This window comes from Virgibacillus sp. M23 (assembly GCF_034190895.1).
Classification (GTDB): Bacteria; Bacillota; Bacilli; order Bacillales; family Amphibacillaceae; genus Virgibacillus; species Virgibacillus salarius.
Map to the genome: position 1 here is coordinate 63,127 of NZ_JAWDHA010000005.1, position 13,572 is coordinate 76,698.

Genomic DNA, 13,572 nt, shown 5'->3' on the forward strand with positions numbered 1-13,572 from the left:
CAGTAATCCCGTACCTCAAGGAATAAAGTGAAAGCAATATGGATAAGAGGTGGTATCCACTGCCAGTAAATGTCCGATTGGTTTCAGGGCCTTTAGGTCATACCCTTGTGGTACTAACCATCCGTGGGAGTAACAAAACCCACCACGGATGGAAACTTCACTTTATCTTATCTAATTGCTTAATTAAAGCTTTGGCATTTTTACTGTTCTGAGCATCCTTACGTATTACTGCAATTTTGGTGTTTTTTTGAATGGCTAAATTGGTGAACAATGAATGGTTGGTTACATCTATGCCATATGGGTGTTCTTTCGTATCATTCTCCTTTTGATAAAATAATAGTTGGGCAGATGCTGAAAGCTCTAATTGATCTAGAGAAAGAAACGGTCCATCTTCTACAAAACGATGAAAGTAATTGAGGTCAAATATGTAAATATCTGGTTTATTTGCTTCGATTGCAATCTGACCTTTTTGGAAGTTTGCCATGTCTTCTGCTGAATTTACTTCCTTTGGTGTTTGCACTAGGTTAATATGTATGCTTTCCCAATTAGGGAATATATGTTGAATTTCGTGCTTTAGGGGAGAAAGGTTCTCTTCTTGATAGCTTCCAAAGAACATGATGTCTATATCTGCTGGTAGTTGATCTGCTGCATTCGATTTGGCAATCTGCTTTTCTATAATAGTGTAGCCTAATGAACTTATAAGAAGGAGTAAGAATACAGAAAATATGGTGTGGTATTTATAATGATACAGAAAGTTTTCCATACGTTCGCTAACTGTTTCTCGTGTTGGATCTTGTTTCTTGTTATTCATAAGCAACGATCCTTTTTTTAATAGATTGCTGTGCTAGTTGCTCCTGTGATATTATTTCAATCATTGTAACATCGTTTATTTTCTTTATTTCTTCACATACTTAGGAAAATGATGAATGTCAGTTTATCTGGGACTTCCCTCACTCGTACTAAGGAAGGAAATTGTCTCCAGATAACTAAAAGCAACATTCATCTGTCTTGAAAAGACCCTCCTTCCATGAAGAAGAGCCTATTTTCAGTTCTTATCCTATTTTAAAATTGTTCCTAATGAATAGAAATAAGGGAGAAAATTGCTGTTGTTGTTAGTTGATGCAGTACCTTGACTAACTAGCTTCCAAACTCCAGCTTCACCAGGTGTTTCACCACGTGTCCACCACTTCGCCTCGTAAATAGCACCGTTATAGGTAACTTGATCACCACCTAAATAAGCAGTATTAGGATCCCAAGCTGGAATATCACCCGGATCAGGATTATTTGGGTCACCTGGTTCAACATAATCCCCGTCAAAATTTGCATCAATTACATTATAAAAAGCATTTGCTGTGTCGGCCACTTCCCAATAGGCTAAAATAACATGATATCCAGTGTGATCTGGAATTACACAATCATGATTAACGGTAAATGGCGGGCGTTCTCCATTATCATTAATAGAACAGAATAGCTCAAAGTCAGAACGCTCTAAAGGGTCATTTGGGTCCCAACCTTCTTTCGTAATATAGTAATCCCACTTATCTGTTGCATGTGCTGCTGTTAACGTCCACTCAAAAGTAAATGGACCGCTCGTCATAGGAACCTTTGCCCATCGATCCTCTGTTTGCGCATCTAGCTCATAAAAAATGTTTGCACTAGCAATTTTTCCGTCAGGTGGTCCTCCTTCTGGAAAATTCCCAGGTGCTTCAAGGCTTTGTGGTTCATAGATAATTGCTCCACAATCGTAATTGGCTCCGTCTGCGCATAATAAATTTCTGCTTTCTGGATTGTTTACATATCCATGAGCAGAGACAGAGCTGGCAAATGCAATGGAGCAAATTAACATAACGAATGCCCCAAATGTAAGCTTAATCGATTTCGGAATAAATGTGAGCGAATTCATTATACTCCTCCTAAAACTGGTTTATGCGAAAAGTATATTGGGAATTTGGAATGAATATTGCTTTGAAAGGTATAGACAACTGTAACTTAATAAAGCAGTACTACTCCCCCTTCCTTTATACAATTGTTATAACTTTTCGCTAATATAGATTATACATCACTACAAATAAATATCAACAGAAAATTAAGAATTAACCGATAATTAGTAAATTATACCCTGCTTATGTAAAAAAATTATATAAAATAGTGATTATATACCAACTTTTAGTAAATGGATTTGTATTATAGTTGTTATATTTTTAAAAGAAATAATAAAAAAAATATTGAAAATATTAAAAAATACTGGTATAGTCATCTTATCAAATGATAGCGCTTTCTTGAATTAGGGGGGATGTTCTACGTGCGAGCTGAGAGTATGCATAGGAGGCAATTTAAAGGAAACCAGCGCCTTGTAACTCGATACTTTAGGCAATTTGATCTGCAAATGATGGTTATTCCGGGGCTATTGTTTATCTTTATTTTTAATTATATTCCGATGTATGGAGTGTTAATGGCTTTTCAAGATTATAATATCTTTGAAGGAATGGCTGGCAGTGAATGGGTAGGATTTAAGCATTTTGAACGCTTTTTTGAGGATCCGCGTTTTCTGGAAATCATGAGAAATACTATCGTTCTCAGTGTTCTTAAAATACTTATCTGTTTCCCTGCACCAATTATTCTAGCATTAATGTTAAATGAAGTAAGACATATGATGTTTAAGCGGGCAGTACAAACCATCACCTACCTTCCACACTTCTTATCATGGGTTATTGTTGCTGGGTTCGCTACTTCTATATTAGCAACAGATAATGGAAGTTTAAACATGGCACTAGAAAAAATAAACCTCATTGATAAACCAATCAACTTTCTATCTATCCCAGAGTATTTTTGGACAATCATTATAAGCACTAATTTATGGAAGTCCATTGGCTTCGCTTCCATTGTCTATTTAGCTGCAGTTGCTGGAGTTGATCAGCAATTATATGAGGCTGCTTCCTTAGATGGAGCTAGCAAATGGAAGCAGATTTTCTTAATAACGATACCATCCATTATGCCAGTAATTGTAATCTTCTTTATTTTAGAAATAGGTAACCTATTAAATGCTGGATTTGAAGATTTATTGCTACTAGGTTCGAATCCCGTCTTACGAGAAGTATCTGATGTTATTGATACATATGTATATCGGGTTGGAATTAGTGATGGTCTCTATTCCTATGCTGCTGCAATAGGATTATTTAAAGCTGTAATTAGTGTTGGATTATTAACATTAGCAAATCAACTTGCACGTAAGAGTGGTAACAGTCTATGGTAAGCGCAAGTGGAAAGTGGGAGCATACAGCATGTTGAAATTAACGTTTGGTGATCGTTTTATGGTAATAATGATATATATTTTTTTAACATTACTAGCTTTTGTGACGTTTTATCCATTTTGGAATTCATTAGTTATTTCTTTCAATAATGGTCAGGACACTATGCTAGGAGGAGTAACTTTTTGGCCTCGTGATTTTACTTTAGATAATTATGAAATTGTCTTTCAGGATAAACGGTTGGTGAATGCGTTTATGATCTCTGTGGCTAGAACTGTTGTTGGTACGATATTATCTGTGCTTGCAACAGCTATGCTAGCTTATGGGCTTTCCAAAAAGGAACTAGTAGGAAGAAAATATTTTATGGTTTTTTGTATTGTAACGATGTTTTTTAGCGGTGGTTTAATACCAACATTTTTACTAGTGAGAGGCATTGGTCTTATGGATTCGTTTTGGGTAATGATTATTCCATCATTAATATTAGTTTGGAATATGATTATCTTTAGGACCTTTTTTCAACAGTTACCGAAGGGTTTAGAGGAATCTGCGAAAATAGATGGAGCTGGATATTGGGGAATATTCTTCCGCATCGTACTGCCTTTATCTGGGCCTGTAATTGCTACTTTGTCCTTATTTACGGCAGTTTTTCATTGGAATGATTGGTTTTTTCCGAGTATCTATATTACGTCAGAGAATTTAATTCCAATTCAAACGTTATTACAAAAAGTATTAAATTCAAATACTGTTAGTTCGCAAATGAGTCAAATAGATGCAGGTGCAGCTGCACATATGGGTAAGGCAGCTAACACGGTAACAGGTAAATCCTTGTCAATGGCAGTAATGATGGTAGCTACTTTGCCGATTATCATGGTTTATCCATTTGTGCAAAAGTATTTCGTTAAAGGTGTTTTGATAGGGTCATTAAAGGAATAGGGAACATCTTATTTAAAGCATTTGCTTTGAAGATAAATTTTTGTAAATAAGGAGGATGAAAAAGTGATATCATCAAGAAAAATTTGGATTATGATAATGGTATTATGCTTTGTACCTATCATTATATCGGGCTGTAAAGACAAAGAATCTAATGTCGAAGCCGATACAGGAGGGAAAGAAAAACGCGGAAACGATGAATTATTTAAGTTAGGTGAAGAACCATTGGAAATTACGATGTTTGGTAATTATGATTGGTATACGATGCCACCCTGGGGAGAAGATGTAGCGACAAAATGGATTAAAGAAAATAAAAAGGTGGATATAACTGCGATTGATGGTGGGGGAAATGCGGCACAGCGACTTAGTACGATGATAGCAAGTAATGACCTTCCAGATTTTATATGGTTGGATAAAGGAACAGATGTAGAACGATTACGTAAAGGAGGAGCTCTGGTTCCACTCGATCCTTACTTAGATAAATATACAAATTTGCAAGAGTGGTTCGGAGAATCTGGTATCAACATGCTTCGTTCTGAAGATGGAAAATTATATCAATATCCAAATTGGTATAATGCAAAACCATTTGGTAATGCGGGTTATGTAGTTAATAAAGGGATTTATGAAGAACTAGGCTCGCCACCTCTTGAAACGACAGAAGATTTATATAATTATTTAAAGCAAGTAAAAGAAAATTATCCAAATATAACACCATTCGAAACGGATGTAGAAGGACAGGGAATTAATGTTTTATATTCAGCATTTGCAGAAAATCAGTCTCCATCTAATATTAGAATAAATGCTGTTCCTGAGGGAGATAAGCTAACATCTATTTTTACGAATGAGGAATATGTCGAATCACTACAATACGCCAGTAAGCTTTATCGGGAAGGACTTATTACACAAGATGCATTAACACAGGATCGCGACATGGTTACAGAGAAAGTATCGAGTGGTAGAGTTGCTGTATATGCATCTGCTAGTCCTACGGATTTAGCGCGGCCTGGTCATTACAATTTACAGGAAGAAGACTCGGATGATGGCTATTTTATGGTTTGGCCGATCGCAAAAGCGGGGTTGAACAAAGATAATATCTATCCGGGGGCTTATGACATGATGGGATGGAATGTAAGTGTCATTACGAAAAGTGCTGAAGATCCAGAAGCAGTATTTGCGTTTTTGGATTGGTTAACAGGACCAGAAGGGCAATCAGTGCTTATTTTTGGACCAGAAGGAAAGTACTGGGATGGTTTTGATGAAGAAGGATACCCTCAATTTACAGAAAAGTATGTAAGTGACCCAGAAGGTGCTGGGAAAATAGAAGAAGATACATTAAACTTCCAATGGAATGGAAATTCAAATTTTCTAGACACCGCAAAAGCTAAGTTTACAGAGACATTACCTCAGGAAGATCGTAATTGGACGACGCATTGGCAAAATGAAATTACGTGGAAAACACAATATGATGCAACTGCTTATTTAGGAATTGATCCATTACCGGAAACCACCGAGGGCCAGATTCAACAAAGTGTTGGGGAAATTGCTGAAGTGGCAAGAGCGGAAGCACTAAATGCGAAAAGTGATGAAGAAGTTATCAAGATATTGGAAGAGGCAGAGAAGAGTGCACAAAGCGTAGGTTATGCTGATTTACTAGCATACAAGACTAAGGAATGGCAAAAAAACTTAGAAACACTAGGCAAATAACATATTATGTAGCTGTCATTATGCAAAGGGGAACCAATCGGATATTTACTGGCAGTTATATGCGGGATAAATTACTTGATTGCTATCGGAAGTTATTATAGAACTTCTAGTCCACGGGTTAAATGCTTCGTTGATTGCAGATAGGTAATATTTAGTTGAGATAGGAGCTGACTCCTTTGGTGCCAGCTCCTATAAGAATAAACGGAGTGTGAAGAAACATGATGCTAACTGGAAGGCTAGAATCGCTTTATAATATATTTGACTGGCTGATGAAGTTCATGACAACGAATATCATATGGGTTCTCTTTAATTTTCCAATTGCCTACGCTATCTTAAGTATGGTTTTTGCGAAGACACAAGAGGAGGTATATTTGCTAGCTATTACAATATTGGCTCTGTTCCCTTTTGTTTTTTTTCCAGCAACTACTGCAATGTTTGCCGTAGTAAGGGAATGGGTGATGAAACGAGAAAAGAAAGGATTCATAAGAGCATACTGGAATTTTTATAAGGAAAATTATATTCGTAGTCTTTTAGGTGGTGTGTTCTTTACAATTACTTGGGTTGTGTGGTTACTTAACTATCATTTAGCAGCGGTTGAAATTGGATCTGGCTTATTTTATTTTTTCATAGCCATTACTATTTTTATTGTTGCTTTTACTAGTTATTTTTTTGCTGATACCGTTCATTTTGAAGTGAGCATCATTTATTCAATTCGTAAAGCATTATTTATGGCGATTTTCCATTTACCCTATACAATAGCAGCTGCAGGAGCTGTTAGTATTTTATTGTATATCATCTATCAAATTCATCCATTATTTTTAGTACTCTTCTCAGGGCCTGCTATTGCGTACGTATATTTCTTTGCTTTTTATCAAATATTTTTAAAAGCACAGGCGGCAACCGAAAGTCAATAAAATACGAATATCGTTTCAATAGAACTAGTATTTTTAATACGTATTCATTTCTCATTTGTTACTAGTCTTTATTCTTACTATTATCATCGTCTTACGTCTGTACTACACGTTTTCATTGCTTGGAGTACTTCTTTTTCTGTTGCTCTTGGTGTATCGCCAACAGTTGTATGAGCAAGAATCGCTGATGCTACTGCAAAATCTACAATGTCCTGATTACTAAAATCTTCGATTAAGCCGTGAATAATCCCACTAGCAAAGGCATCACCAGTTCCAATTCGATCTAAAACGGAAAATGTCCGTTTATTAGAGAACGTAAACCTTTCTTCCTTATATAAAAAACCCATTAAACGATGCGTTTGATTATCAAGAATATTGCGATGTGTTCCAGCGATAATAGGAATATTATACAAATTAGCAACTTTTGGAATGAGGTCCATAAGTTGATTACGTTCACTTTTCTTTTCTGTATACATGCCTAATGTATGCAGGGCATCCTTTTCGTTCATTATCACGATATCAGCAAGTTCAAATATTTCTTCATAATGGCTGCGAGCCTGATGATGGCCATTCTTTCCCCATAGTGAAGGACGGAAATTACAATCAAAAATGATGGTTCCGCCTGCTTTTTTTACTGCATGTGCAAAGGTTTTTAATTGCTGTCTAACAAGATCATTCATCGCTAATGTAATCCCACAAAAATGAACGATATCAATTTGTTCAGCAAGTTTCTCAAAACGATAGAAATCGTGAGTCGCTGTATTAAAGCTACTCTCCATACGATTAGAATAGGTTACTCTGCTTGGCCTAACACCAAAGCCATTTTCTAAAAAGTACATACCAAGCGATTGACCATGTCGTATAATAAAGGAGGAATCTATACCTAATTTTTGCAAAAAGGATTGGGCTGCATCTCCTAGGGGAGTAACAGGTAACGTGGTTACGATTGAACCTCTATGTCCAAAACATGTAAGAGCTCCGGTAATATTGACACCTGTACCAGAAAAGCTATAGTTTAATGAATCTGCTTGTGAGAGTAATTTGTAATCAGGAACCTGCAATCGCATCATGACTTCACCAAATGCGGCAATATGCTTAATCATATGTATCAACTAATTTCTTCATGATGTCAGTTAACGCATAAATATCTTCAATATTTGTTTCACCAGTCTGTTTACTAATAATGGAAGAGTATACATGAGGAATAATTTTAGGAACATTTGCCGCTAATGCGATTTCCAAAATGGTGTTAAAGTTTTCTTTATTTATTCCACCAGTAGGCTCTAATCCAAAATCTTCCTCCCCACATGCCTTGGCAACAGCCTTGTATGCCTCAATCGTTGTAAGTCCTTTCATAGGAAAGAATTTAATAGCATTTCCTCCCATATCGCGAATTAGAGCAATTGCAGATTTGATAGGTACAATAGCTTGCTCCTCTATAGTAGCACTAATTGCTCCAGTGGAAATCTTAACGAGGTTTGGATCCTCCGTAGGAGATACTAAACTATTAATCCAGCTATTACGTTCACCTAAATTAGCTCTTGTTGCTCCAACAGCAGGGAATACTTGATTAATGTGGTCACAAGCATAATGCTTTACAATTTCAGCAACAACAGAAGCTTGTTTATTATCTCCCGCTCCTAGTCCAATAGATATGGCTCCGTCTATCGCTTCTCCATAAGCTTGCATAGCTGCAATAGCATTATCGATTGTTTGATAATCTTTTGATAGTACTCCAATTAAAACATGTCCTTCAGCAGCTTGGAAAACTGCTTTGGCATTTTCGGGGCTATTGGCTAAAACATTCAATGCGACACGCTGCTTATAAAACCGTTTTTCGATGGCTAGCATGTTACATCCCTCCTACGTATGTTTTAATACTTTCTTTAATAATATGGATATCATCATTCTTTAATGAACGTGGGTCGATATCAAAAAAACCTTGGTTCGCCCCATAATCTCTTGTATAGATAGCTATATTGCCATTACGAAGCTGTTGGGTTAATTTTTTTGCAGAGATCGAAGCAATATTGGCATCAATCTGAATTCGTGCTCGATATATAGCTCGACCTGCTTCATCTTGAACAACCGTTACAGTTATACCGGAAATATGATTTAAGTCTTCTAATTCTGTTAAGACTTCTTTTTGCAGTAGACTATTATCAGGCTTATTCGCATATTCATCAAGCGCTTTAAGTAAACCAAAAATAGACTCTTTACCTACTTTCATACTTCGGCCAATTCCATGCAATTGTACCTTTATCCATTCGATGTATTTTCTTCTACCGGCGACAATACCGGAGGTTGGCCCTTCGATTGCTTTTGATCCACTGTAAATAACAACATCAGCGTAGTTTATATACTTTTGCAACGCTCCTTCAGCCGCAGCATCTACAATGAAAGGGATTTGCTTCTCTTGAGCGACTTGATAAGCCTCCTCAACGGAAAGTATGTTTTTTTGTACGGCATGATGTGATTGAACATATAGAATAGCTGCTGTTTTTGATGAAATGGCTTCACGGATATGCTCTGCGTTACCTTCATTAGCATATCCAGCTTCAACAACTGTACCACCACCTAAGTAAACCATTGTTTCGATAGGGGCTCCATAGTGTACATTATGACCTTTTAACAAGATAACCTCATTCTTCTCAATTGGTTCCTGATGTAGGCGATCGCTTTTACGACGGTTCCCCTCAGTTATTAGTCCAGCAACAGACAATACAATTCCGCTAGATGCCGAATTAACTATTACAGCAGCTTCAGAGGCTAAGTGATTGGCAACGTAGTCACCAGATTTATTCACTAAATCTGCCATTTCAACGTAATTTTGTCCTCCTTGCTTCATAGCTTCCATAACGGAATCTGTCGGAGCGGATACTCCAAGAATACTCATTCGACCACTTGCATTAATGACACGCTTTAAACCATAGTTAGCATGTAAGGTACGTTCCATTCTTAAACACTCCTTTAGCCTTAATATGTTTGGTAGCTATTTGTTCCTCGCCTTCCGAGTCAATTAGCTTTACAGGGCTATTCTCTATTGAAAATAAAGTTAAATTAGCTGGTTCTCCTTCTTGAATTCTTCCGAGTTTTGGCATCTTTAACCAATTAGCAGCATTGATCGTTACGCCAGCAATTACCTCCTCTATTGAATAACCAAGATAGAGGAATTTAGATAGTGTTTTAGACATACTATATACTGGTCCATTAAGTCGATTGTTTCGATAAATATCCGTACTAATTGTGTCGAATTTTAATCCTTGTCTTTTTGCTGCTTCGGCTACTTGAAATGAAAAACTTGCTGAACCGTGTCCAACATCTAAATGAATGCCTTTATTAACTGCTTTCGTAACAAATGAATGGATGTGCTCGTTATTATCAAATAGACGATTTGCCTTTCCGTGCAAAAAATGTGTGACGATGTCTTCCTTTTCTAATAAATCGAAAATTTGTTCTATATAAGGAGGACTTGAACCGATATGAACCATTAACGAGCGTTTCGTGATGAGAGATAAACGACGAGCCAATTGTAGAGGCTTAATTCCTTGTTCACCTACAACGCTTTTACTCATTCTTGCCTTTAGACCGACGATAAAGTCAGGAAATTGTTCCACTGCCTTAACCACTTTATCACTATTAATCCAGCTTAGATTAGATAATTCGTCTATTCGTTTTAGACCAATGCTAGAGATGTTCAAAAAAGCAAGTAGATTTGTTTTACACTGCTTGGATAGCTCGTGGAGGTCTGCAATGCGGTCCGCTCCGCAACTACCTGCATCTACAACAGTTGTTACTCCTTGCTTGATGCCGATTTCATCGACATCATCCCCATAAGGATCAAATTCAGGAAAGGCGTGTACATGCAAGTCAATCCAGCCACTTGAGACGTATAGACCAGTGCAATCAATTACATGCTCTCCATTTAAAGTTTTGGGCTCAGAAATAGCTTTTATTGTTCCATCTTCAATAAAAAAGTCGTATTTTTGATGATTTAAACGTGACACATTATGTAATACATAGGTGTTACACATAGCAGACATCCTTTTTCAGTAATTTCATTGTTTTCAGTATATCATTTAACTGGTATAGTTATCTATATTTTACGAAATTTTGCTGAATAATTATTGATAAATGCGAATGAGAAATAAGAAAATAGAAACTTACATGAAGAAAGTATTGGCTGGGCATGGTGAGTCTATTACTGGATTGAGCAGAGAATTATCGTGAAAAATGGTAATCAAGGGTTGAGGCATCGTAATGGTGTAAATAAACTATTACTTTGATAAAATCGTAACAACAAAAAATCCTTATGTCGCTGGCTTGCGATGTAAGGATTTTGTTAGCTGTATTAACGAAAAATGACTAGCTACACTATTAATAAAAGCGTTTAAAACTATCAAAATGTTTTTTCCAGTAGGAGTTATTTAAACTGCTTATTTGCACTCCACTTGAACCAGCATGAATGAAGGTGTTATTCCCCAAATAAATGCCTAGGTGAGATATGCCAGGACGATAGGTTCCTGCAAAAAAGACAAGATCCCCTACTTGAGGCTTTGTAACATAATGGGAGCGATTAAAATAACCATCACTGGAAAGTCGATTTATACTCATGCCGCCTTTTTTGTACACGTAATGAATAAAACCACTACAATCAAATCCTGATGGTGTCGATCCTCCCCAAACATACTTTACTCCCTGCATACTCTTTGCCGTTTGAATAACCTTTTCTACATTATATTGAACATTGTTAGATGGTTTTTCATTGGTATTTCCGTTTGAATTAGTGTTTGAGCTACTACCTATACTCAATTTTTGACCGATAAAAATTAAGTCAGAGTTTAAGTTATTCCACTTTTTTAAATTAGCTACACTAACCTTATATTGAAGAGCTATCCGTGATAAAGTATCACCTGATTTTACGATATATACCTTTGTTGAACCTGTTTGATTCGAACTGTTATTAGAAGAACTAGAACCTGAATTAGATCCAGTAGAACTCGATCCGTTTGAACTATTTTTTGAAACAGCAAGTACATTACCTGGATAAATTAATGTTGAATTAAGGTTGTTCCACTTCATAAGGTTGCTCAACGAGATATTATACTTAATGGCAATTCCGCTCAGCGTGTCTCCGCTTTTAACCGTATACGTTTTAGAGCTATTCGAATTATTATTAGTTGGTTTTGAAGAACTGGAGCTAGAACCGGACGTGTTGTTATTCTCTGTTTCTATGATTTGATTGGGGTAGATCGTATCTCCTGATAGTTTGTTTATCGATTTTAATTTGGCAACATTTGTATTATACTTTTGGGCTATTGTCCATAAGGACTCGCCGCTTTTAACTTTATGAGACGCTGCTTCTACCTCTTCCGCTGCAAATATTGCCGAGGCTATTGCTGCACTTGCAGTAACGGACATGATTATTTTTTTATTGCTCATTATAGGTCCTCCCTCACATAAACGTGCTAATATATAGAACTATTATCTCTATTATCGGAAGAAATTGGATGAAGTTTAGGGAAAATGGATGTTTTTTAGAATAAAATTTTCGTGTCTTTTTATCTATGAAAAATCCTGGAAAATCAGGGTTTTGTTGAAATTTGCTTCATGTTGATAAAAATTATGCGATTTATTAGTTCTTTTTAACTGTAAATTAAGGTGTTTTCAGATTACCAAATTTAAACTATTTAACCATTGAATTGAAATATAACTATGATTATATAGTAGTGTTTGGTATAATTAATAGTACTTTAGAAATGATACAAAAGAACTATTTAATATTTAAAAACATACTAGCTATGTTTAATTGGTTAGTAAAGATAAATTGGTTACTGACTAATCAGTACCGTTTTATTTCACTTTATCCCGCATATAACTGGCAGTAAGCTCCCCACTTCAAGGAATAAAGAGAAACCAGTATTGCTAAGTGGGGAATCAACTGCCGGTAAATGTCCGATTGGTTCAGAGGCCTTTAGGTCATACCCTTGTGGTACTAACCATCCGTGGGATAAACAAAAACCCCCCACGGATGGAAGTTTCACTTTATTCACTTGATGTAAGGGGAGAAATTAGAGATAGAGGGGTCATATGAATGATAAAGGTGATGATTGTAGATGACCAAAGGTTATTTATCGATGGGCTTCGAGCATTAATTAGTAATGAAATAGATATAGAGGTTATCGCTACTGCTGTCAGTGTTAATCAAGCAATAGAGAAAATGGTAGAGAATACTCCTGATATTATACTTATGGATGTGCAAACTCCCTACAAGCAGACCGCTAGGGCAATTGTAAAAATGATAGAGAAATATTCAGGAATCAAGGTAATTGTTTTAACTACAATTATAGATGAGGATCTAATCATTTCATCTATTAATGCAGGCTGTAAAGGTTATTTATTAAAAAACCATGATTCAAAGCATTTACTTAGAGCTATAAGAGATGTTTATCATAATGAAGTTGTCTTTTCAGGAAAAATCTCACAGATATTGGCAAGAAAGATTATAGAGACAAAGTATGATAACAGAGAACTACTTAATAAAGCGTTTTTAAATCGAAACATCCATTTATCGAATAGAGAACTAGATATAGCTTGTCTATTAACAGAGAATATGTCTAATAAACGTATTGCCCAAAGGCTTTTTCTCAGTGAAGGGACAGTGAAAAATTATATCAGTGGAATTTACACTACGTTTCAAATTCATAACCGCAAAGAACTTGTTAGCTATTTTCAACGTTTATTACAAAAATAGACGAAAAAATATGACTATTTAATAG

General features: G+C 36.0%; 12 protein-coding genes. 5 read left to right on the top strand and 7 right to left on the bottom strand.

The genetic code is table 11. The annotated features are described in order from the left end of the window. Positions 1-157: 157 nt before the first annotated feature. Both RVS70_RS03225 and RVS70_RS03230 read right to left on the bottom strand, forming a co-directional pair. Positions 158-811: a hypothetical protein gene (locus tag RVS70_RS03225; protein ID WP_321132494.1), complete on the bottom strand. Its 654-nt coding sequence runs from the start codon at positions 809-811 to the stop codon at positions 158-160. A 246-nt stretch (positions 812-1,057) separates the two neighbouring features. Continuing rightward, positions 1,058-1,903 carry a lytic polysaccharide monooxygenase gene (locus RVS70_RS03230; protein ID WP_321132495.1) on the bottom strand — a complete coding sequence of 282 codons (846 nt, stop codon included), beginning with the start codon at positions 1,901-1,903 and terminating at the stop codon, positions 1,058-1,060. 414 nt (positions 1,904-2,317) lie between these two features. Between RVS70_RS03230 and RVS70_RS03235 the strand changes: the two genes are divergently transcribed. The 4 genes from RVS70_RS03235 (at position 2,318) to RVS70_RS03250 (ending at position 6,796) form a co-directional block, all read left to right on the top strand. Further along, complete coding sequence (locus tag RVS70_RS03235) at positions 2,318-3,253, top strand: ABC transporter permease (protein WP_026682086.1); 936 nt, start codon at positions 2,318-2,320, stop codon at positions 3,251-3,253. A 28-nt stretch (positions 3,254-3,281) separates the two neighbouring features. Then, entirely contained in the window at positions 3,282-4,181 is a 900-nt protein-coding gene (locus RVS70_RS03240) for a carbohydrate ABC transporter permease (RefSeq protein WP_026682085.1), read from the top strand. Between the two features lie 90 nt (positions 4,182-4,271). Beyond that, a complete protein-coding gene (locus tag RVS70_RS03245; RefSeq protein WP_321132515.1) occupies positions 4,272-5,882 on the top strand; it encodes an extracellular solute-binding protein in 1,611 nt (536 codons plus the stop codon). Positions 5,883-6,100: 218 nt separating this feature from the next. Next, a complete protein-coding gene (locus RVS70_RS03250) occupies positions 6,101-6,796 on the top strand; it encodes a YesL family protein (protein ID WP_166530127.1) in 696 nt (231 codons plus the stop codon). A gap of 83 nt (positions 6,797-6,879) precedes the next feature. Here the strand turns inward: RVS70_RS03250 and RVS70_RS03255 are convergent, their stop codons facing one another. From RVS70_RS03255 to RVS70_RS03275, 5 genes are all read right to left on the bottom strand, one after another. Next, positions 6,880-7,896, bottom strand: a complete 1,017-nt coding sequence (locus RVS70_RS03255; protein WP_121605786.1) for a sugar kinase — start codon at positions 7,894-7,896, stop codon at positions 6,880-6,882. Further along, positions 7,889-8,644, bottom strand: coding sequence for a 2-dehydro-3-deoxy-phosphogluconate aldolase (gene dagF / locus RVS70_RS03260; RefSeq protein ID WP_026682081.1), 756 nt, complete (start codon positions 8,642-8,644; stop codon positions 7,889-7,891). The genes RVS70_RS03255 and dagF overlap by 8 nt, the downstream gene beginning before the upstream one ends. A 1-nt stretch (position 8,645) precedes the next feature. Next, entirely contained in the window at positions 8,646-9,749 is a 1,104-nt protein-coding gene (locus RVS70_RS03265; protein ID WP_321132496.1) for a DgaE family pyridoxal phosphate-dependent ammonia lyase, read from the bottom strand. Continuing rightward, complete coding sequence (locus tag RVS70_RS03270) at positions 9,727-10,827, bottom strand: amidohydrolase/deacetylase family metallohydrolase (RefSeq protein ID WP_026682079.1); 1,101 nt, start codon at positions 10,825-10,827, stop codon at positions 9,727-9,729. The genes RVS70_RS03265 and RVS70_RS03270 overlap by 23 nt, the downstream gene beginning before the upstream one ends. A gap of 343 nt (positions 10,828-11,170) precedes the next feature. Further along, on the bottom strand, positions 11,171-12,235 hold the full coding sequence (locus RVS70_RS03275) for a LysM peptidoglycan-binding domain-containing protein (RefSeq protein ID WP_026682078.1): 1,065 nt from the start codon (positions 12,233-12,235) through the stop codon (positions 11,171-11,173). Positions 12,236-12,887: 652 nt separating this feature from the next. Between RVS70_RS03275 and RVS70_RS03280 the strand changes: the two genes are divergently transcribed. Next, positions 12,888-13,547 (top strand): response regulator transcription factor, encoded by a 660-nt coding sequence (locus RVS70_RS03280; protein WP_166530128.1) that lies wholly within the window; start codon positions 12,888-12,890, stop codon positions 13,545-13,547. Positions 13,548-13,572 lie beyond the last annotated feature (25 nt).